Consider the following 21,641-nt stretch of genomic DNA (forward strand, 5'->3'; position numbering starts at 1 on the left):
ATTATATGTTAACAACTTACACTATATCGGTATTTACCACCAACACGATTGGTTTATTGAATCGTATCACGATTATATTTACGCGCAGAAGGCTGAATATTGAGTGTTTAACCGTTTCAGAAACAGAGCGTAAAGGGGTGTCTCGTTTTACGATTGTGATTCGCAATGAGAATCGAGAGATTGTGGAAAAATTGGTGCGTCAAATTCGTAAGATAACGGATGTACTGGCGGTATTTGGTTATTTAGACGATGAAATTGTGTTTAATGAAATCGCCTTATTTAAAATAGCCACACCTTTAGGCTCTCCGGCGCTGGATGTAAAAACCATTAATTTAGATTGGAATGCCAAAGTGGTTCATTGGGGTTTAGATTATGTAGTGGTTGAAAAAAATGGTTCTGAAGAGGAAATCAACGAATTCTATGCTTATTTAAAGCAATGGGAAATATTGGAATATATCAAATCAGGCCGAGTAGCTGTTGGTAAAACAGAAAAGGGTTTAGTGGAGTATTTACCAGAAGGTAATTGGGAAATTGTATAAAAATTGAAAGTATAATAGATAAGAATATAAATTAAACAAAAACGAAAATGGCAAAGATTAATTTCGGTGGGGTTGTTGAAGATGTAGTAACAAGAGAAGAGTTTCCATTAGAGAAAGCTAGACAAGTATTGGCTGATCAAACAATCGCAGTTATTGGTTATGGAGTTCAAGGTCCAGGTCAAGCATTGAACATGAAAGACAATGGTTTGAATGTGATTGTGGGTCAACGTAAAGGAAAAACCTATGACAAAGCTGTTGCTGATGGCTGGGTTCCAGGTGTAAACTTATTTGAAATTGAAGAAGCGCTTCAAAAAGGAACGATTATCTGTTATTTACTTTCAGATGCGGCTCAAATTGAAATGTGGCCAACAGTGAAGAAATATTTGACTGCTGGTAAGTCATTGTACTTCTCTCACGGATTCGGTATTACTTACAAAGAGAAAACAGGAATTATCCCTCCAGCGGATGTGGATGTATTCTTAGCAGCTCCTAAAGGTTCAGGTACTTCACTTCGTCGTTTGTTCGTAGAAGGAAAAGGATTGAACTCTTCATTTGCTGTATATCAAGATGCTACTGGTAAAGCTCGTGAAAAATGTATCGCTATGGCTATCGGTGTTGGTTCTGGTTATTTGTTTGAGACAGATTTCTATAAAGAAGTTACTTCTGACTTAACAGGTGAGCGTGGAACATTGATGGGAGCTATCCAAGGAATTTTTGCAGCACAGTATGAAGTATTGCGTGAAAACGGTCACTCTCCATCTGAAGCTTTCAATGAGACAGTGGAAGAATTGACTCAATCATTGATGCCATTAGTAGCTGAAAATGGAATGGATTGGATGTATGCCAACTGTTCTACTACCGCTCAACGTGGAGCATTAGATTGGTGGAGACCATTCAAAGAGGCTACTAAGCCAGTATTTGAGAAATTATACAATTCAGTAAAAACTCAAGCGGAGGCGGCTCGTTCAATTGATTTGAACTCTCAGCCAGATTACCGAGTGAAATTAGAAGCTGAATTAGCTGAGTTACGTGAATCAGAAATGTGGAGAGCTGGTGCTGCGGTACGTAGCCTTCGTCCTGAGCGTAGCTAGTTTATACGAGTTAAATAAAAAAGGGGCAATTCATTGCCCCTTTTTTTATGTAAAAAATCAAATAACGCTCCCCTTTTCCTAACGCTGGCAAGGTTTGAAACCTTGACAGCGTTGAGCGTTAAACGATTTTCAAAACTTTTTTATTGTCATTTCTCTATCATGTTCTTGATAATTCAATTTGCCTAAAGACTCAGAAGGCTGATAAACAATTTCAAAGGAAGAAAATGGATACATTTTTAGTAGATAAAATTGATTTTATTTAATAAAATTTTATTCTATACTTAGCTGCGTTAAAAGGTAATTTCACTTTATTTTTAATATAATTTAGATTTTTAATCTTTATAATAACTTATTATTCATTTTTTGTGGATTTTTAATCTAAATTTTAATCATTCCTAAAATGTTGATTTTTGGTTAATAATGTAATTAAAGGTAGTTTTGCTAACTAATTAACAGAAACAAACCTATGAATAATCGCATTCAAATATTTGATACCACTTTACGCGATGGTGAACAAGTACCCGGTTGTCAATTGAACCGTGAGGAAAAAATTGAAGTGGCGAAAGAACTCGAAAAATTAGGTGTCGATATCATTGAAGCAGGTTTTCCTATTTCTTCTCCTGGTGACTTTGCTTCGGTGAAGGCCATTGCTGAAGTAATTACAGAAGCGACTGTCTGTGGTTTGACGCGCGCAAGAAAAGAAGATATTGACGCAGCAGCTGAGGCTTTAAAACCAGCTCGTAAGCCTCGTATTCACACAGGTATAGGGGCTTCAGACGTCCATATCAAGCATAAATTTAATTCAACTCGTGAAAAAATAATTGAGCAAGCTATTTGGGCAGTAGAATATGCAAAATCCTACGTGGAAGATGTAGAGTTTTTTGCAGAAGATGCTGGTCGTGCTGATTTACCTTTTTTAGCCCAATTAACCCAAGCCGTCATTAAGGCTGGTGCTACCGTGGTTAATTTACCCGATACTACGGGTTATTTGTTGCCTCATCAAATGCACCACCGTATATCATATCTTTTTGAGCATGTAGACAATATCCATCAGGCTACTATTTCCATGCACAATCACAATGATTTGGGTTTAGCAACTGCCAATACCATTGCTGGGATTCAAGCTGGTGCTCGTCAAGTAGAGGTAACTATAAACGGTATTGGAGAAAGAGCCGGAAATACTTCTTTGGAAGAAGTAGCTATGATTTTAAATGTCCATAAAGATTTAGGATTTACTACGGGCATTAATCCCAAGCATTTATTTCCTATCTCAAATTTAGTTTCCAATTTGATGGGCATGCCTGTTCAAGCTAATAAAGCAGTAGTTGGTGCTAATGCCTTTGCCCATTCGTCCGGTATACACCAAGACGGATTCTTGAAACATGCTCAGAACTATGAGATCATGAATCCAGAAGATGTTGGAGTGCCTTCTTCCGCAATCCTGTTAACTTCTCGTTCGGGTCGTGCCGCCCTACGTCACCGCTTGCAATTACTAGGTTTTGAACTAGAAAAGCCAGAATTGGATAAATTATATACTCGTTTCCTATTGATGGCAGACGAGCGTAAGATGATTCACGATGAGGATTTAAAAGAGCTAGTAGGTTAGTTCATATTAGGTGCAGTTGCACTACTTACCAAGCTTATACCAGCTTGTTGTAAGCAAGTTAAAATACCTAAATTAATCTCTTGCTTAACGTTTTGGAATTTGGCAAAATCACTTGTTTGAACAAAAAATGTAACAGAGATATCTAATGAATATGTACCAAAGCCCTCAAATATAATTTTGGGGGCTTTTTTCTTGCAAAGTGGCTCCGCTAGAATAAGTTGTTCTATTTGAGGTATTACCGTTTGTATTTGTTCAGGTTTGCTTTGCAGTGAGCATGACAAAGTATATTTTGCCCTACGGAAATTTCGCTCACTCATGTTTTCCAAAGACTGTGAAGTTAATAATCGATTTGGAATCATAATCAAATTCCCATCCAATGCCCTCAATCTGGTACTTCTAAAACCAATTTTTTCTACATCTCCGGATATGCTTCCTACCTGAATGCTGTCTCCCACCACAAAAGGCAAATCCAAGAAAATTGTAAAGGAAGCAAATAGATTTTCCAAAGTTTCTCTAGCAGCCAAAGCTAAAGCCAATCCTCCTAAACCTAATCCTGTAATTAGCGCCATCACATCTACTTGAAACACCCTGCCAAGCAAGACAAATCCCGAGCCTGCAATAATAAAAACCATACCTAGGTCGTTCAGGAAAGGAATGAATTGTTGTTTAGACTTCTGCTCAACCCCCTGCCATTTTTGTTGGGCTATTAGAATAATCACCTTTAACATCCGAACCACTAACCAAGTAAAAGTGATGATGACAGCTGTTTCAAATGCTTTTTGCAATAAATATAATAAACCAAATTTTTCAACTGGATTGAAATGCCATGCACTGGGAACATGCAAATATTGAATACTGAAATAAAGAAAGATCCAAAACAACAAAAGCTCGACAGGCTTTCTCAATAATTGAATACAATCTTGGACTTGAATGAACTGATTGGGTAGAAAACGGAAGATGATTTTAGAAAAGGAATTAGAAAAGAACCTTCTCAGTACTAGGCCAATAATCAAGATACCTACAAAAAATAATATATCCTCCGCCGAATTTTCCAATAAATACCAATTAGCCAATGCTTCTCTCATCTGAATTATCAATTTTGACCCCAAATATAGAGAATAACTTAGTCGAATGTGAAAAAAAAGTACGACCTTTGCAGACTTACAGGCTAAGCTGTATGGTAAATTATTTTATGATTCTTCGTCCTTTGATTATCCAAAATTCTAAATTAAAAACAAGCCGTGCCTTGTTTTTAGCACTTAGCTTATTCATTAGTGCCGCTGTTAGCTTTACATCTTCTGCTCAAACCATTTTGAATTCGCCTCTTTCTTACATTGGTATGGGGGAATTGGATGAAGGTGGTAGCCCGAGTAATGCCATGATGGGCGGTTTAGGTGTCTCCAATTCCAATGGAATTTACACCAACATGATTAACCCTGCCTTATTGGCAAGAAACAGATATACCGTTTTTGAAGTAGGGGCCAAAACTGAACTGAAAGACTTACAGGATACTCGTCAACGCCAACAAATTTTTGGTGGAAATTACCATTCATTAAATTTAACTTTACCCATTTCGAGTCGTTGGACAGCTTCTATTGGTATTCGTCCTCACTCTTCCGTAGAATATGCTACCCGTTCATTCCGCCGTTTGAACCTGTTGGGTGTAGATAGTTTAATTTACAGTTATGATGGAAAGGGTGGAGTGACCAAATTAACATTAAACAATGGTGTACGAATTGGTAAAGAATTTTACTTAGGTTTCGGCATTGATTATTTATTTGGTACCGTGAATCGTAATGTGTCTACTCAGAATTTGTCTGATGGTCAATACTACAAAATACAATTAGAAAATCGAATTGATTATTCTGACTTCCTATTTAGAGGTGGCTTGGCATATCGTAAACAATTGAAAAGTGATCTTTATGTCAACTTAGGTACTTCATTTGACCTTAGTTCAACATTAAGTTCGAAACAATTGAAGCGATTCGCTATCATGGATCTTTCTGGTATTACTGCTATTAATGCAGATACCTTAAATAAGTCAACTCCATTTACACAGAATCTTCCTGTTACCCAGCACTTTGGTGCTAGTTTGGAGAAATTAGCCAAATGGATGATTGGGATTGATTATTCTAGAACAGATTGGACCAAAGTGGATAATAATTTAGGTCGCTCAACCAAACTTCCTGTAAGTACTCGCTGGTCTGTGGGTGGTGAATATACCCCTGATTTTGAAGCAATCTCCAATTATTTTAAAAGAGCAACTTACCGTGCAGGTTTCAGTTATTCTACTACTCCCTATGATTACATGGGAAATGGGAAATATGCCGTGGATAAATATGTTAGTCTAGGTGTGGCTTTACCTTTGAGAAATCTTTCTTACCTGAATATTGCCTACCAAATTGGGAAGCGCGGTGTATTGGCAGACAATGGTCTTGAGGAACAATACCAAAGAATTACCATAGGATTAACACTTAGTGACCTTTGGTTCCAAAAGGTGAAACTCAACTAACACGATCAACCCATGCGCGATTTGAGAAATCTCTTTTTGCTGCTTGTATTGTCAATTGTTTCTCTGGCTTGTCGAGAAGAAAAAACAGCTAAACACTTAATTTATGTGGGTCCGAAATCCGAATTGACGGATATCGATATGGTGTATTCTGATTCAGCCAGAACCGTAGTCCGTATGGTCACACCTTCCCAAATTACTTTGTATTCGGAAGATCGGGTATATCCCAAAGAAGTAAAACTATGGTTTTATGATAAAATGGGTAATGTTACTTCCCAAATTAGGGGTGATTCCGCACATTTTTTCAAGCAAAAGAATTCCTATAAATTGATGGGCAATGTCCAGATTTTTAACGTTCAACAAGAGGAAACTTTGAAAACGGATGAATTTACTTGGCTACCTGAGGAAAAGAGAGTGTTTACGGAGAAACCTGTTCAAATACGAACCAAAAAAGAAATCATTTACGGTGTGGGAATGGATGCCGCTCAAGACTTTACCCATTATTCCTTACGCCATGTCACAAATTCTGTTTTGACAGTAGAGAGTTTACCGACAGACTATTGACAGTTTTTAAGTGCCAAACGAGCACTATCTAAAGAAAATATTCGAGGATCATTTCCCCATTTATCTCGTAGGTAAGTAACAATTTCGGCGACATCTAGGGCCTCCAATTTGCTATTTCCTGGCATGTAATTTTGATACGATTTTTGGTTCACAAGGATGGCTGTTTTTTGGCCATTCTTAATAATACAAGCAATTTGACTCGCGTTTAATCTTTCCCAAAGATCTGTTTTAGCCAAAGGAGGATATAAATCTTTTAATCCAGAACCATCCTTTTGATGGCAATTTTCACAGTGCTTCTCGTATTGCATCATACCTTCCACCACATATTGTTGCCTAAAAATCTCTTCTTTACTCTGACAAGAAGATTGAATGGTGAGTATTGTTCCTGCTACTAATAGGCCAAGTATGGCTTGCTTGATTTTCATTTATTTTTCTTTCAATAATAGTTCTATGTCTTCCATCAAATGGTTGACTTCTTGTTCTTTTGTCCCATCATATATACCCCGAACATGACGCTGTTTATCCACTAAAATAAAAGCCCCACTGTGAACAAATCCACCTGCCTCATTTTTGTCCTCTTGGGCAGTAACCATGAAACTTTTTTGCCCCAGTTCGTAAATTTTGGATTTTTCGCCAGTGACCATATTCCATTTAGGAGATTTTACCTGTAATCTTGCAGCATAAGCTTTCAAGATGTGCGGTTTGTCAAAGTCTGGGTCTATACTAAACGATAATAAGCCCAATTGGTTTTCATTAGCATAGCGTTCGTACAAGCGCAACATCTGCGTTTTCATCTTAGGACAAATAGTAGGGCAGGAGGTGAAGAAAAAATCGGCCACGTAAATTTTTCCCTCATAATTCTTGTCACTAACCCAAGAAGAATCCTGATTTAGAAATTGAAAGGATGGTATCTGGTGATAAACGGTGTCCACTTTTCCCCCTTTTACCACAGTATCTTTGTGCCCCAGAATAGGTAAAGTTTTTTTCTCCTGACAAGCAGAAAATAGTAAGATAGAGAAGAATAAAAGTCTCCCCAACTTATTTTTTATATTGATTGGCGGCATGTAAGGTGGAATCTGTAAGTGTTTCTACTGTCTTTAATTTTTTTAATTGCTCATGTAAGTAAGTGAGCTTCGCTTTGAATTCCATGTTGGACAATGAATCAATGGAAAATTGGTGCATCCAATTCATCATTTCAGCATCAGCTTTATCCAAAGACTGAATTAGCTTTTTTACATGGACAGAATCAGGCCCTTTACTCAAGCTATCTAAACTCGTTTTTAACTGAATTATTTGTTCAGTTTTTGGCATTAACTCATCATGTAAGTTCATGACTGAATCATTTAGTTCTTTTACTGCCACATCCTCAGATTGACTACAAGATACTAAAGCTATACTTACAAGGAGAAAGTGGAATATTTTAAATGATTTCATATTGGGTATTTATCTATGATGCATTAGACTTCATTAGTTTGCGTACGTTTTCTTTCAAATCAACATAACCAGATTGTCCACCAATCATTTTAGCAATTTCATCAATTCTTTCTTCACCCACCAAGGTTTTTATACTAGAAACAGTCTTTTCTCCTTCATGATTTTTGTATACAAACCAATGTGCTTGTCCAGTTACCGCTATCTGAGGTAAATGTGTGATGGCAATCAATTGATGATTTTGGCTCATTTGGGTTAACATTTGCCCCATTTTAATGGCAATTTCGCCCGATACACCCGTATCTATTTCATCTAAAATCAAAGTCGGCAAAGCTCTCTTTTGTGCTAATAAATGTTTGATAGAAAGCATCAAGCGACTTAATTCCCCTCCAGAGGCTATTTGCTTAAAGGGTTTGGGTGCCAAACCTTTGTTGGCAGAGAATAGTAATTGTATTTTATCTTGACCTGTTTTTGTCAATTTGGTGCTTTGCACTTCCCAGGCCAACTGTGCATTGGGCATTCCTAATTGTTGCAAGGATGCCAAAAGTACGGCTTCAATGGAATCCAAGGATTCTAACCGGCTTTTTTGTAGTAAAATTGCTTTTTCTTGAGTCAACTTTTCTGCTTCAATAAGAGCTAGATTTGCTTCCTCTAAGGCTTGGTCAACATGTTCAAATTGAGCCAATTCCTCTTCAAATTGATTCCTTAAATCAATCAAACCAAGTATGTCTTTCGTTTGATACTTTTGTAAAAGTCGGTTCAAAAGATCTAGCCTTTTTTGGCATTTTTCCAAGGCTATAGGATCCGACTGAAAAGATTCAGCTTCACTTTCTACTTCAGCAGAAAGATCTTTTAATTCAATCCAAAGCGATTGGATTCGTTGGTTCCATTGGTCAAAGGATTGACCCCATTTGGACAAACTCTGACTTAATTGCCTTGCTTGTCCTATTTGTTCCAAAGCTGAAGCTTCAGATAAACTTATGTAATTGGCTAATTGAGCCAATTTTTCCAAAATCTGTTCTGAATTTTGTAGTCTTTGTAATTGCTCACTTAATTGCTCATATTCTCCCTCTACTAACTGAGCCTTATCTAATTCATCCCATTGAAATTGTAAAAAATCGATGGCTTGATTCCCTTGTTTGGATTTTTGCGCCAACTGTTCTTGATGCTGAAGTGCGATTTGAAACGCTTTGAATGCTTTTTCATATCCAACTTTTAGAACTTGATTTTGAGCAAAATCATCCACCAGTTCTAAAGCAAAATCAGGATGTCCCATCCAGCCATTATCCTGTTGAGAATGAATATCCACCAATTCTTGGCCAATCCGCTTCATGCTTTCCAAGGTGACAGGTGTGTCATTGATGAAACTTCTAGATTTTCCTTGGGGGTTAATTTCCCTTCGGATTAAGCAAGGGTCTTCAAAATCAATATCCTCTTGTTGGAATATGTCCTTCAAATGAGGATAAGCTGCTACGGAAAAAGTGCCTTCAATGACACATTTTTTTTGGTCGTCATACAAGCTTTTGATTTCTGCTCTTTGTCCTAATAGCAACGAAATGGCCCCCAATAGGATTGATTTTCCTGCTCCAGTTTCACCAGTTATCACAGTCAATCCTTCTGCCAGATGTAAATCTAGCTGGTCAATCAATGCATAATTTTGAACCTCTAAGTGCCTAAGCATGTATCTGAAATAGAAGCTTAAATTTACGGAAAATTATTTGTTGAAATATTTATTTACTCGCTCTTAAAGCTTTTTAAATTAATTTATCAATAATTTGTACCTTTGGAAAAATTTTTCGCCTTAGAATAATTAAACCAGACAAAATGAGTGTTTTAGTAAATAAAAATTCCAAAATTATAGTTCAGGGTTTTACAGGTACGGAAGGAAGTTTTCATGCCGAGCAAATGATCGCTTATGGAACCAATGTAGTCGGTGGTGTTACTCCAGGAAAAGGAGGAGGAACGCATTTAGATCGTCCTATATTTAATACCGTAGCTGAAGCAGTAGCTAATGCTGGAGCTGATACATCCATTATTTTTGTGCCACCAGCATTTGCAGCTGATGCGATTATGGAAGCAGCTGATGCAGGAATTAAAGTGATTATTTGTATCACAGAAGGTATTCCAACCAAAGACATGATTGTGGCTAAGGAATATATTTCTACTAAAGAATGTCGTCTAATCGGACCGAACTGTCCAGGTGTAATGACTGCAGAAGAGTGTAAAGTTGGTATTATGCCAGGTTTTATCTTCCAAAAAGGTAAAGTGGGTATTGTTTCTAAATCAGGAACATTAACCTATGAAGCAGTAGATCAGTTGACTAAAGCTGGTTTAGGTCAAACGACAGCCATTGGAATTGGAGGAGATCCTATTATCGGAACTACTACGAAAGAAGCGGTTGAATTATTAATGAATGATCCTGAAACAGAGGGTATCGTGATGATTGGTGAGATTGGTGGTGGAATGGAAGCAGAAGCAGCTCGTTGGATTAAAGCAGACGGAAATAGAAAACCAGTGGTTGGTTTTATCGCAGGTCAAACTGCACCAAAAGGTCGCCGTATGGGTCATGCGGGTGCGATCATTGGTGGTGCTGATGATACCGCAGAAGCAAAAATGAAAATCATGCAAGAATGTGGAATTCATGTCGTTTACTCTCCAGCTGATATTGGTGAAACGATGTTAAAAGCATTATCTGCTAAGTAAAATACTAAAGGATGATTCCTTTTATCAAAAAATCTGCTTCATTCCACGCACTCGTGCTACGATGGAGCAGATTTTTTTTATGGGCATTTCTATTCACAACTTCGGCACAAGCGGCTGTTTGGAAGCCTTTGCATTCCATTGAAAAAGAATGGTTGGTATATCAATCATCTTGGAATAGCTTTCTACCCTACATCCCAAGTCAGCATTATGCCTACCATTCAAAATCCATTCAACTGAGTAATCGGGAATATTATCAAGCCTATCTGACGATCAAACCCAAGGAAACCTATCATTTATTCATTGATGGTGCCTTTCAGCGTAAATTGGAGAAAGGGGAGTTGATTCGGTTTTCTTTAGATAGTTTACTTAAAGAACATCACAAAGAACAAGTAATTGCCACTTTTTATAGCAGTACCTTAGAAGGACTACCTGGAGAGTTAAGTATTGATAAAAAATTCGATCAAGTGATTGCGCAAAACCGAGAAGTCCAATTGTTTCTTAATCGTGCTTCTGGTGTGTACACGCATTTTTTCACGTTGGGATTTTTAGCGATTTTGGCGTTTCTAGGTTTACTTTTTGCAGGATTCAATCGCTATTTTCAAGTTTATTTCCGCTTCAGTGATTGGGTCAATTGGGAAAGTAAAGAAAATGCGATCGTAAAAAGCCCTTTTTCCTTGGCCAATTTATATGTCCTTTTTATTTTAAGCTTTTTGATTGCATTAATGGCATTTTATAATGGAATTACCTACCGTTCTGGAGATGCTTTTTTTGTCAATGAAGAAAACTATAGCACCCTAATGCCCTCCCTGTGGTTTATATTTTCCAGAACTTTGTTGGCCTACCTGATTTTTATTATACAATATTTTATATTTCAACTTTTCGCCAATTTATTTAAACTAAAATCAGTTGCCAATTTACATTTCTTTAAGTCCATTCAAGCTAATATTCAATTCTTTATCCTTGTTTTCATTAGCATAGGCTTGTATGCAGTATATCGGGGACCAGCCTATTCCATCGACTTAGAAATAGTTTCTTATTTATTGAATGCATATGTCATAATTCGTTTTGTGTATTTTACTCAAGTTTTCAATAAGGTTCTATCAGTCAATAGGTTATCACTTTATGCTTATTTAATTATTACAGAAGCCATCGTCATTTTATTTGGAATTCGAGAATTGATATTTCCACAATACACCTAGACTTAAGAGAGTGATTTTCAAGATTTTTTTTTGTATATTTGCCACATAAAGTTGACTTCTCTAGATTATCGAGTTAATACAAATTTGATTTATGAGTGAAATAGCTAACGTTGCTACCCCGGACATCAAGCGGTTAAAAAAAGTTAAAAGTATTTTAGTTACTCAAGCAGCACCTACTGATGCTAAGTCTCCTTATTTTGAGATTGAAAAAAAATATGGTGTCAAAGTGGATTTCCGTCCATTCATTGAGGTGCGCGGAATCGCTTTCAAAGATTTCAGAAAGCAGAAGATTAATATTTTGGAGCATACGGCCATCATCTTTACTAGCCGTAATGCCATAGATCATTTCTTCCGTATTTGTAAGGAAGCCAAGATTGAGGTGCCTTCCGATATGAAATACTTCTGTATTACAGAGCAAACAGCCAATTACCTACAGAAATACATTGTTATCCGTAAACGTAAAGTGTTTACTGGAACTAAGACAGCGTTGGATTTATTGGAAATAATCAAAAAGCATAAATCAGAGAAGTTTTTATTCCCTTGCTCAAATAAACGTCAAAAGGATTTGCCAGATTATATGGGAACGAATGATTTTCAATTGACAGAGGCTGTGATGTATGAAACGGTTTCCGCTGATTTGTCTGATTTGGAAGAAGTATTTTATGATGTGCTAGCATTTTTTAGTCCATCTGGAATCACTTCATTATTTGAGAATTTTCCTGATTTCAAGCAAAATAATACGCGAATAGCCGCATTTGGCTCTACTACAGCTCAGGCTGTAACGGATGCGGGTTTATTATTAGATATACAAGCCCCGATGCCTAATGCGCCATCCATGACAGGAGCTTTGGAACATTACATCAAGCAAGCAAATGCTTAAATCAAAAAGCCCCGGTTCGGGGCTTTTTTGTTAATATATGTCATGGAGTTTTCTCGTTTGAAAATAATGCTTATTTTTAGCCATCAAATCGCCTAACAAGCTAAAAATTGAACATGCGCTTCAACAAGCAACTAGTCTTACCCTCATGGATTTTTGTGTGCTTTGGCATTGGGCTGCTATTTTGGAGTCCAACCATGTTGGCACAACAAGATCCAGGTTTAAGCATGTTCCAACTCAATGCGATCAATCAAAATCCAGCTAATTCAGGATTAAGGGGCGCGTCCTTTGCCCAATTGCATTATCGAAATCAATGGACTCAGTATGAGGCAAGCGTAGAAGGACCAGGAAATCTAGGAACTCAACTGCTGAGTGTTTCTCTGCCATTTAGTAAATTAAATTTAGGAGTAGGATTGTTGGTTATGTCCGATAAGACCCCGTCTGGGGTGGGACAAAATTCCATGAAAATACAGTTGGCCTATCATTATACTGTAGGAGAAGCTATTTTATCTGTTGGTTTACGAGGCGGATTACAAGGAAAATCATTTGATGGTCGTGCCTATCGTATACGAGATGAGAATGATCCTATAGCTAGTCAGTTATCCGGTAAAGTAATTAGTCAAAATCAATTTGACCTTGGTTTAGGTATGCTTTATTCCAAAGATAATTGGCAAATAGGTTTTTCTGCCGATCACCTGACTTCTCCTACATTCACCATGGATACGCCACAAGGTAATATGCCCATTAATCTCGTGGCTGCTTTACACGGTTCGGCTGAAATCGCATTATCTGAGAATTTGGCTGCTATGCCATTCGCTCAAGTACGATATTATTCAGGAAACATTTTGCCAGAGGCAGGAAGTAGATTTGGGTACAAAGATTTATTTTGGATAGGAGGGTCTTTCCGCTTAAATGATGCCGCAATAGGTATGGCGGGACTTTCCTTATTGCAACAAAGATTGGATATTGGTTATTCATTGGACGTGTCCATGGTGCAAGCAGCGGTTAAAGCACCTTTGACGCATGAGATATTTGTTCGCTTTCAATTACCTTCATTTCAATCCAATGGAATTAAGGGACTTCCAGTAAGAACACCTAGGTTTAAGATTTTATAGGATTTCAGTTTAAGGCATAAAATTTTGTACTTTTGCTGAAATATTCCTAGAAAATGCTTTAAATTTGAGGAATTTGAATGAGTGTGGGTAGGGTATATGTGTGTAAAAACAATTTTTTAAACCCTGTTACGTTAACAAACAGTAATTTTAATTTGCTTCTATGAATTTTCAATTTGTTGAAAAGAGATTAATAGTAGGACTTTCGATTTTGGCAATGGCTGTCGTTTTGAACAGTTGTGGTTCCAAAAACTCAGGTGGTTCTAAGACGCTAAGTAGTAAGAAGGGCTCTTCGGGAAAAGGAATTTTAGGAATTGGCAAAGCTAATAAAGAAGTTCCTGGAGTTCAGAATGGAGAGATTGTTGCTACAACACGTAAGGGGTGGTCACAACCTACACCTTATGGTATGGTATTGGTTCCATCAGGGAGTTATATGATGGGGCAAGCCGATGAAGAAGTTTCACATGCAGGAGTAAACTTTAACAAACGTGTTACTGTTGCTGCTTTTTACATGGATGATACGGAAATCACCAACCATGAGTACCGCCAATTTACCTATGCTTTATTAAAAGATTCGGTTTCTGTTTTAGGAGAAGATAAAATCATGTCGGAATATTATCCGGACACAACGGTTTGGAAGCGTGATTTTACTTACCATAACGGTGATCCGATGACCGAATATTATTTTTCTAGTCCAGCTTTTGATCAATATCCTGTGGTCGGTGTTAGCTGGGTAGCTTCCAAGTATTTTTGTTTGTGGAGAAGTAAGTTGATGAATGATTATCGTAGAAAACAAGGTCAATTTATTTTACCTCGCTTTGAGCTTCCATCTGAATCTGAATGGGAGTGGGCAGCACGTGGGGGAAGAGCTTCAGCTAAATACCCTTGGGGTAATCCATACATTTCCAATGCCAAAGGTTGTTTATTAGCCAACTTTAAACCTCATCGTGGTAACTATGATGCAGATGGTTATTCATATACTGCTCCAGCCAATGCCTATGATCCTAATGATTTTGGTTTATACAACATGGCAGGTAATGTAGCAGAATGGTGTGAAGATGCCTATGCAGATAATGCTGTAGCTGTCACATGGGATTTAAATACAGTTAATAAAGATGCAGATGAGCCGAGAAAAGTAACTCGTGGTGGTTCATGGAAAGATATTGCCTATTATCTTGAAACTGGTACAAGAGCTTACGAATTGGAACAAAACAAACGTTCATATATTGGGTTTAGATGTATGATGCGCTATTTGGGACGTCCTAAACAAAATTAAATTTTACTCTTTTTCTAAAATTATATTACATTCTTTTTAACATGGAAAAATCAATCAATGTCATCGCTAGTTTTGGTGCGGCAGTAGTAATTGTAGGAGCCTTATTTAAAATTGTCCACTGGGATGGAGCCAACGAAATGTTGATGGTTGGTATGTTCACCGAAGCGGCAATTTTTATTTTGTTTGGGGTTTTGTACTTACAGGCAAAGCCAGAAAAATCGTACGATTGGGAAAAGGTTTATCCAGAGTTAGTAGGTGGTGCTCCTGTAGCAAGACCCACTTCAACTGGTGGTGTTGATGCGCTAGCTAGCTTGAAAGGTTTGGGTCCTGAGGTGGTAGAGGGATTGACTAAGAGTTTGAAAGGTTTAACCGAAACGGCGAATAGCTTACAAGATATTTCTAAGGCAACAGTAGCCACACAAGATTTTGTGAAGGCATTGTCTTCATCATCTGAGTCATTAGGTACATTAAATAAATCTGTATCAGAAGCAGCCAATTCATTAGGTGCTATTTCCGTTTCTTCTGTTGAAGCAGCTAAATATGCACAGCAATATGCGAAAGCAGGTGATCAATTATCTACATTGAACACAATATATGAAACTGAGATCCAAGAAGCTACTAAGCACTTGAAAGCCATCAACAGTTACTATGGTAATGTTAATTTAACCGTTGAACAAATGGCTGCTACTCAAAAAGATGCAGAGTTGTTCAAAACGGAATTAGCTAAATTGAATGCTAATATTCAATCATTGAACCAAGTATATGGTAGTATGTTAACAGCTATGAAAGGCTAATTTTTTCCACTTTAGCTTTGATCTCATAAGTATATGGCAAGTTTAAAAGAGACCCCCCGGCAGAAAATGATCGGGATGATGTATTTGGTACTCACCGCCCTGTTAGCTTTACAGGTTAGTGATGCACTTTTACAGAAGTTTACCTTGTTAAATAATAGTTTGGAAATTGCGAATCAGTCAGCAAGTTCCAAGAATAAAAGTATGGTTACTGGTATTGAAGAACGCATTAAAGATCTTCCTAATCCTGCTGCCTATGCTGATATTCTTAGAAAAGCAAATGAGGTTCGTAAACTGGCAGATGAATTGGTAAATCACATCGATGGATTAAAATCTAAGGTGATTGAAACGGGTGGGGGGATTGATCCAGAAACAGGAACGATTAAAAATCCAAAAGAGGAAGAAAAAGTATTTGAATTGATGGTTGGTGCTAATTCCAAAGGGGAGGCTTATCAATTGGTTCCTATGTTTGATCAATATGTTGCCAAATTACAAACTATTGCAGACCCAGGTACCAAATTCCCATCTTTAGCTTTAGCCGCCAAAGACGATCCTGTGGCTAGTCGTGATGCCGCACAGTCCAATAAAGATTTTGCTGAATTAAACTTTGAACATACCCCTGTACCAGCAGCTTTGGCTACTTTGAGTCAAAAACAAGCTGAGATTAGACGTTACGAAACGGAAGTACTAAGTCAATTGGCTTCTAAAGTAGGTGCAAAAGAAATTAAGTTTGATAAGGTATTTGCTCAGGTATCTGCTAATGCCAATACAGTAGTAGCTGGTATGGAATATCAAGCCGAGGTTTTCATCGCAGCAACGTCATCCGGTTTTACACCGCGAATGAGCTTTAATGGAGCTTCTATTCCTGTAGTGGATGGTCGAGGTCAAATTAAATTCAAAACTTCTGGTGGCGGATATGATGCCAATGGACTTTCTAAAAAGACTTATACGGCAACAGTTGCTTATATGAGTCCAGCAGGACCCAAAACAGAATCCATTCAAAAGGAATATTTCGTATTAAAACCTACTTATAATATTGAAACGGCTACTTTACCGGCATTATATTTAGGATGTGCCAACCGTTTAAGTGTGGTTAGCCCGGGTTTAGGAGCATTATGGAATCCTCAGTTCTCGGCAGAAGGTGGTGAAGTTATTCCTGGCCAAAATAGAGGTAAGGTCACTGTAGTTCCTTCTTCTGCAACCATTACGTTGAATGTGAACAATGGAGGTACTTTACTAGGAAAAGAAACGTTTAAAGTTCGTCGAGTACCAAGACCAGATGTACGCATCTTTGGTAACGGTGGAGAGTTGAATGAGAAAAAAGGTACTAGTGCTTCAGGTTTAAGAACTTTAGATGCTAGAGCTATTGCCGATGAATCATTTAAAGCAACTAATCCGGAGGATGCTAATTACCGCGTTGCTCAGGTTTATGTAGCTCTAGTGCGTGGTCAAAGAAAAATTGACGAAATAGCTAATTTGCCTGGATCAGGTTCAATTGCTAAGTTAGCCTCTCAGGCACAACCTGGAGACCGCTACTACATTGAAGTGAAAGAAGTTCAAAGAAAAAATTTCAAAGGTACTATTGAAACTATCCCTGTATCGATGGTTAAAAATATTCCTTTGAGTGATTAGGAAAACCCTGTATATGAAATCAGTCAATCAATTTTTATTGTTCGTTTCTTTGATCTGTGGATTTAGTGCCATGGCTCAGGAGAAACCAGTAGATGAATCTAAGTTGAATTCAGTGCGTCCCATTGATCCAGCGAATATTCATTATAAAGCTCGTTTATGGCGCCGTATGGATTTGAATGAGAAAATCAATCAACCATTTTTCTCAGTAAATAATGAGATTTCTAAATTCTTAGTGGAATGGGTTGAAGCTGGAATTCTAGTACCTTATGTAAATGATTCATTGGTGACTAAATTAACCCCTGCTCAGTTTCAAGAAAAACTTCGTATGGATGATTCCATTGGGGAAGGTAGTCTTTCTGAAGCAGAAAAAGCCGCTGGATTTGGAGCCGAAGGAGGCGATAAAAAGACTGCAGTTGATGATGGATGGGGAACAACTACTAAGCCTGCTGCAGACGCAAAAAAAGCAGATGATTTCGATACCAAACCTGTTGCCAATCTAGATTCGTATTTCTTTCCAAAAGAACTTTCTATCATTGAAATCAAAGAAGATGCCATCATTGATCGTCAGCGTTCGAGATTGTATTTTGATATTCAAGCGCTTACTTTAATTATTCCGGCATCTAAAACCAAAGCGGGATTTGATAAGCCTGTAGCATCCTTCCGTTATAAAGATGTTTATAAGTTGTTTAGAAGTAATCCCAACTGCATTTGGTACAATGCTGAAAATGAAACCCAACATAAGAATATGGCAGATGCCTTTGACTTGAGAATGTTTCAAGCTAGAATTATTAAGAAAGGAAATGCAGAAAACAAATTCTTAACAGACATTTATAGCTCTGATCGAGAAGGACTTTTGATGTCACAACAATTGGAATACAAACTATTGGAAATGGAACACGATATGTGGGAAAACTAAAATAGTAATCAATAAAAGGAAAGGAGGCTTAGGTCTCCTTTTTTTATGTCCAATTAGTTGATATTTATTGGTTATTATCAACTTGTTTGACCGCTTTTGTTTATTCATATTCGATATTGAGGCATTAAATTTCTAACCATGCAATGTCTTAAACAATTAGAACGCTTACATCGTATTCACCGATTAATCCAACAAGAATCGACAGGTTCTGCAGCTTCCTTGGCGGAGCATTTACACATGTCGCCCCGTCAATTGGGCAGCTACATGGAAGTTTTGAAGGATATGGGAGCTCCAATAACCTTTTGCTCAATTATTAAGAGCTATAAATACAGTTCGCCTGTTAAGTTTGATTTTGAATTACGTCTTTTTGTGTCGGATAAATTGGTTTATTCTTTAGATTAGTGAGATTACAGCTATTTTTGGACATGATTTATTTAAATTATTCAATTTTTTGATGACTAAGCTGTAACTTGCAGGGTAAATTGAATAATTAAGTATATATGTCGTATCAACGCAAGACAAAAATAGTAGCCACTGTAGGTCCAGTATCTGAATCAAGAGAATCCTTAATTCAATTAGCTAAAGCTGGAGTAAATGTATTCCGTTTAAATTTCTCACACGGAACGCATGAAGATCATTTAGAGCGATTAAAAACGATTCGTTCTATCAGCGAAGAGCTAGGTATGAATTTGTGTATTCTACAAGATTTGCAAGGTCCAAAAATTAGGACTCAGATGGTGGAGAACAATGGTGTTGTATTAGAAGCAGGCAAGCAACTCATCTTTGCGATGGATGAAAACTTGCTTGGAACATCAGAAAAAGTAGGTACCACGTATACATCGATGTATTTAGATGTAAATGTAGGAGAGCGTATTTTGATGGATGATGGTAACTTAGAAGTTAAGGTTCTTGCCATTGATAAGGAGAAAAAAGAAGTACTTACTGAAGTAGTGTATGGCGGTATTTTGAAATCAAAGAAGGGGATTAATTTACCTGGTACTAAGGTTTCTTTACCTTGTTTGACTCCTAAAGATGAGGCAGATTTATATTTTGGATTAGATCATGGTGTGGATTGGGTAGCTTTATCTTTCGTACGTAAAGCATCTGATATTTGGGATATTAAAGAAAAAATCAAAGCATACGGTAAAAATACCCGTGTGATTGCTAAGATTGAAAAGCCAGAGGCTATTGATCATTTAGATGAAATTATTGAAGCTACTGACGGTATCATGGTGGCTCGTGGTGATTTGGGTGTGGAGATGGATGGTGCTGTAGTTCCATACTTACAAAAAGTGATGGTGGAGAAATGTACAGCAGCGGGTAAGCCTGTTATTGTGGCAACCCAAATGTTGGAATCCATGATTCAAAACCCTGTTCCAACTCGTGCTGAAACATCCGACGTGGCTAATGCTGTGTTACAAGGTGCTTCTGCGACCATGCTTAGTGGAGAATCTGCTTCAGGTTCTTACCCAATCAAGGCGGTGGAAACCATGGCTCATATTCATGAGATTGTAGAGCAGCAACAAAATGCTATTTCTGTCATTAAAGGAGATGAAGTAGCGATATATTTCAAGAACCATGCTTTGGCACAAAGTTCTAAAGAAGTAGCTCTAACCGATCGTTTAATTGCTGGAGCTTGTCGTTTAGCACGTGACTCCAAAGCGAAAGCAATTCTTTGTATCACTAATTCTGGTCATACAGCTTTCCGCTTATCTGCTCATAGACCAAAGGCGGATTTATATGTATTTACATCCGACAAACAATTGATGTCTACTATGGGCTTACTATGGGGAGTAAAAGTATTCTTTTATGATCCATCTGCCGAAAGTGCAGAAAAGACGGTAGCTGCCATGGTAGATAAATTAAAGCAAGATCAATTATTATCAGCTGGGGACGTTTTTGTAACTACCTTGTCTATTCCTGCCCATTCGGGTAAGAAAACCAATACCGTGCAATTAGGGGTGGTTGAATAATCAACCCCTAATTGTTTATTTTTTGGGTGTTTAAAGCATGAATAAAAAGAATCCATTTCTTTCTAATCCTTTCATAGGTCTTTTTACTCTTTGGTCCATGTTTTGGTTCATTGCAGTTTTTCTGCTTTTTTACCCTTTTATTTTTATCCTACTTCAAAAGATTAGTTACCGTAAATATGCCGCTAAATTGGTACGAATATGGTCCAAATGTTTCTTCTTTTTTAGTTTTATCCGCTTTGAAGTAAAACACCACTTCGTACCCGATAAAAAACAGAATTATGTTTTTTGTGCCAATCACTTTTCCTTTCTCGATATACCGGTAATCGTTTATCTATTAGAGCATTATACCTCTTTTGTTGGAAAAAGTTCTTTGGGTAAATTGCCCTTGTTTGGATATATGTATGCTCGATTGAATATTTTAGTCAATCGCTCTGATAATGCAAGTCGTGCTGGATCCTTATCTAAAGCCTTAAAGGCATTACAATCTGGCAGAAGTATTGCTATTTTTCCCGAGGGAGGAATTGTATCTAAGAAATATCCATACATGGCTAAACCTTTGAAGGATGGAGCTTTAATTATGGCCATTCAGCAACAAATCCCTTTGGTACCTATCAGTTTATTTAATAATTATCAAATTTTCTCAGATAAGCCTTTGATGATTCGACCGGGTGTAATTCATGCAGAGATTCATCCTCCCATAATCACCAAAGGTTTAACTTTAGAAGATGTACCAATGTTACGAGAAAAATTGTATCATATCATTCAAGACCCCATCTTGAAATATTATTCTTTAGACGAACCTCAATAAATTAGGCTATGCGCCATTGGATATACATCCTATTCGTCAGTTGCTTTTTTCTTGCTTGTTCAGATCAAACAAAGGAAGAAAAGGCAGATTTGCCGCGTCCCAAAGGCTACAATCGGATTATTTTGCCCAAAGCCCAATACCAAGATGTAGAAAAAGGACATCCTTTTACTTTTGAAGTATCCAAGTATGCTACCGTTTTACCCGATACAGTTTCATGGGCTGAGCCTCATTGGTTATATATTTATTACCCCCAATGGCAAGCTTTTATTCAATTGACCTACAAGCCATTGAATAAGGATCAAAAGAAACTAGCTAACCTAATTAATGATGCTTATGCCCTAGCATCAAAACATCAAGGCAAGGCGCGAGGAATTCAAGAATACGTCATGACGACCCGTTCAGGAAGAAAAGCGGGAATCATTGAATTGGATGGAGAAGTGGCAACTTCCTTTCAATTTTATACGACGGATAGCGTAAATCATTATTTGCGAGGTGCGGTATATGTTAAAACAGCTACCCAAAATGATTCCTTGGCTCCAGTTATTCAGTTTTTAAAAAAGGACGCCATCCACCTTATTCAAACCCTGCAGTGGAAACCCTAATTTTTTAGGTTA

General features: G+C 37.4%; 22 protein-coding genes. 17 read left to right on the forward strand and 5 right to left on the reverse strand.

Annotated elements, in window-relative coordinates:
- Nucleotides 1-5 precede the first annotated feature (5 nt).
- From ilvN to G9H60_RS06420, 3 genes are all read left to right on the forward strand, one after another.
- Nucleotides 6-539, forward strand: coding sequence for an acetolactate synthase small subunit (gene ilvN, locus G9H60_RS06410; protein ID WP_109323693.1), 534 nt, complete (start codon nucleotides 6-8; stop codon nucleotides 537-539).
- Between the two features lie 47 nt (nucleotides 540-586).
- Nucleotides 587-1,630, forward strand: a complete 1,044-nt coding sequence (gene ilvC, locus G9H60_RS06415) for a ketol-acid reductoisomerase (protein ID WP_223143248.1) — start codon at nucleotides 587-589, stop codon at nucleotides 1,628-1,630.
- A gap of 466 nt (nucleotides 1,631-2,096) precedes the next feature.
- On the forward strand, nucleotides 2,097-3,236 hold the full coding sequence (locus tag G9H60_RS06420; protein ID WP_109325399.1) for a 2-isopropylmalate synthase: 1,140 nt from the start codon (nucleotides 2,097-2,099) through the stop codon (nucleotides 3,234-3,236).
- Here the strand turns inward: G9H60_RS06420 and G9H60_RS06425 are convergent.
- Complete coding sequence (locus G9H60_RS06425; RefSeq protein WP_223143249.1) at nucleotides 3,233-4,321, reverse strand: mechanosensitive ion channel family protein; 1,089 nt, start codon at nucleotides 4,319-4,321, stop codon at nucleotides 3,233-3,235. The two genes, G9H60_RS06420 and G9H60_RS06425, sit on opposite strands and share 4 nt — an antisense overlap.
- Nucleotides 4,322-4,428: 107 nt before the next feature.
- On the opposite strand from G9H60_RS06425, the gene G9H60_RS06430 reads away from it, so the two are divergent.
- The gene (locus G9H60_RS06430; protein ID WP_223143250.1) at nucleotides 4,429-5,748 is read left to right on the forward strand and encodes an outer membrane protein transport protein; all 1,320 of its coding nucleotides are present in this window, start codon (nucleotides 4,429-4,431) and stop codon (nucleotides 5,746-5,748) included.
- A gap of 12 nt (nucleotides 5,749-5,760) precedes the next feature.
- On the forward strand, nucleotides 5,761-6,309 hold the full coding sequence (lptC, locus tag G9H60_RS06435; RefSeq protein ID WP_223143251.1) for an LPS export ABC transporter periplasmic protein LptC: 549 nt from the start codon (nucleotides 5,761-5,763) through the stop codon (nucleotides 6,307-6,309).
- Here the strand turns inward: lptC and G9H60_RS06440 are convergent.
- From G9H60_RS06440 to recN, 4 genes are read right to left on the reverse strand one after another with little or no spacing between them, the layout of a single operon-like run.
- Nucleotides 6,303-6,734 (reverse strand): c-type cytochrome, encoded by a 432-nt coding sequence (locus tag G9H60_RS06440; protein WP_223143252.1) that lies wholly within the window; start codon nucleotides 6,732-6,734, stop codon nucleotides 6,303-6,305. The two genes, lptC and G9H60_RS06440, sit on opposite strands and share 7 nt — an antisense overlap.
- Nucleotides 6,735-7,346, reverse strand: coding sequence for an SCO family protein (locus G9H60_RS06445; protein WP_262899967.1), 612 nt, complete (start codon nucleotides 7,344-7,346; stop codon nucleotides 6,735-6,737).
- A gap of 1 nt (nucleotide 7,347) precedes the next feature.
- Nucleotides 7,348-7,743, reverse strand: a complete 396-nt coding sequence (locus G9H60_RS06450; protein ID WP_223143254.1) for a hypothetical protein — start codon at nucleotides 7,741-7,743, stop codon at nucleotides 7,348-7,350.
- 13 nt (nucleotides 7,744-7,756) lie between these two features.
- Entirely contained in the window at nucleotides 7,757-9,421 is a 1,665-nt protein-coding gene (recN, locus tag G9H60_RS06455; protein WP_223143255.1) for a DNA repair protein RecN, read from the reverse strand.
- A gap of 143 nt (nucleotides 9,422-9,564) precedes the next feature.
- Between recN and sucD the strand changes: the two genes are divergently transcribed.
- The 12 genes from sucD to gldD all read left to right on the forward strand — a co-directional run bounded on the left by sucD (nucleotide 9,565) and on the right by gldD (nucleotide 21,629).
- Nucleotides 9,565-10,443, forward strand: a complete 879-nt coding sequence (sucD, locus tag G9H60_RS06460) for a succinate--CoA ligase subunit alpha (RefSeq protein ID WP_223143256.1) — start codon at nucleotides 9,565-9,567, stop codon at nucleotides 10,441-10,443.
- 11 nt (nucleotides 10,444-10,454) lie between these two features.
- Nucleotides 10,455-11,642: a hypothetical protein gene (locus tag G9H60_RS06465; RefSeq protein ID WP_223143257.1), complete on the forward strand. Its 1,188-nt coding sequence runs from the start codon at nucleotides 10,455-10,457 to the stop codon at nucleotides 11,640-11,642.
- Nucleotides 11,643-11,733: 91 nt separating this feature from the next.
- Nucleotides 11,734-12,522 carry a uroporphyrinogen-III synthase gene (locus G9H60_RS06470; protein ID WP_223143258.1) on the forward strand — a complete coding sequence of 263 codons (789 nt, stop codon included), beginning with the start codon at nucleotides 11,734-11,736 and terminating at the stop codon, nucleotides 12,520-12,522.
- Nucleotides 12,523-12,635: 113 nt separating this feature from the next.
- Nucleotides 12,636-13,634, forward strand: a complete 999-nt coding sequence (locus tag G9H60_RS06475) for a PorP/SprF family type IX secretion system membrane protein (protein ID WP_223143259.1) — start codon at nucleotides 12,636-12,638, stop codon at nucleotides 13,632-13,634.
- Between the two features lie 160 nt (nucleotides 13,635-13,794).
- A complete protein-coding gene (gene porK / locus G9H60_RS06480) occupies nucleotides 13,795-14,907 on the forward strand; it encodes a T9SS ring complex lipoprotein PorK/GldK (RefSeq protein ID WP_223143260.1) in 1,113 nt (370 codons plus the stop codon).
- 41 nt (nucleotides 14,908-14,948) lie between these two features.
- Complete coding sequence (porL, locus tag G9H60_RS06485) at nucleotides 14,949-15,701, forward strand: type IX secretion system motor protein PorL/GldL (RefSeq protein WP_223143261.1); 753 nt, start codon at nucleotides 14,949-14,951, stop codon at nucleotides 15,699-15,701.
- Nucleotides 15,702-15,734: 33 nt separating this feature from the next.
- Nucleotides 15,735-17,330, forward strand: a complete 1,596-nt coding sequence (gene porM, locus G9H60_RS06490) for a type IX secretion system motor protein PorM/GldM (RefSeq protein ID WP_223143262.1) — start codon at nucleotides 15,735-15,737, stop codon at nucleotides 17,328-17,330.
- Between the two features lie 13 nt (nucleotides 17,331-17,343).
- Complete coding sequence (gene porN / locus G9H60_RS06495; RefSeq protein WP_223143263.1) at nucleotides 17,344-18,246, forward strand: type IX secretion system ring subunit PorN/GldN; 903 nt, start codon at nucleotides 17,344-17,346, stop codon at nucleotides 18,244-18,246.
- 138 nt (nucleotides 18,247-18,384) lie between these two features.
- Nucleotides 18,385-18,648: an HTH domain-containing protein gene (locus G9H60_RS06500; protein ID WP_223143264.1), complete on the forward strand. Its 264-nt coding sequence runs from the start codon at nucleotides 18,385-18,387 to the stop codon at nucleotides 18,646-18,648.
- 98 nt (nucleotides 18,649-18,746) lie between these two features.
- The gene (gene pyk, locus G9H60_RS06505) at nucleotides 18,747-20,219 is read left to right on the forward strand and encodes a pyruvate kinase (RefSeq protein ID WP_223143265.1); all 1,473 of its coding nucleotides are present in this window, start codon (nucleotides 18,747-18,749) and stop codon (nucleotides 20,217-20,219) included.
- Between the two features lie 37 nt (nucleotides 20,220-20,256).
- A complete protein-coding gene (locus tag G9H60_RS06510) occupies nucleotides 20,257-21,027 on the forward strand; it encodes a lysophospholipid acyltransferase family protein (RefSeq protein WP_223143266.1) in 771 nt (256 codons plus the stop codon).
- An 8-nt stretch (nucleotides 21,028-21,035) separates the two neighbouring features.
- Nucleotides 21,036-21,629, forward strand: a complete 594-nt coding sequence (gldD, locus tag G9H60_RS06515; protein WP_262899968.1) for a gliding motility lipoprotein GldD — start codon at nucleotides 21,036-21,038, stop codon at nucleotides 21,627-21,629.
- Nucleotides 21,630-21,641 lie beyond the last annotated feature (12 nt).

Source organism: Aquirufa aurantiipilula (assembly GCF_019923745.1).
GTDB lineage: Bacteria > Bacteroidota > Bacteroidia > Cytophagales > Spirosomataceae > Aquirufa > Aquirufa aurantiipilula.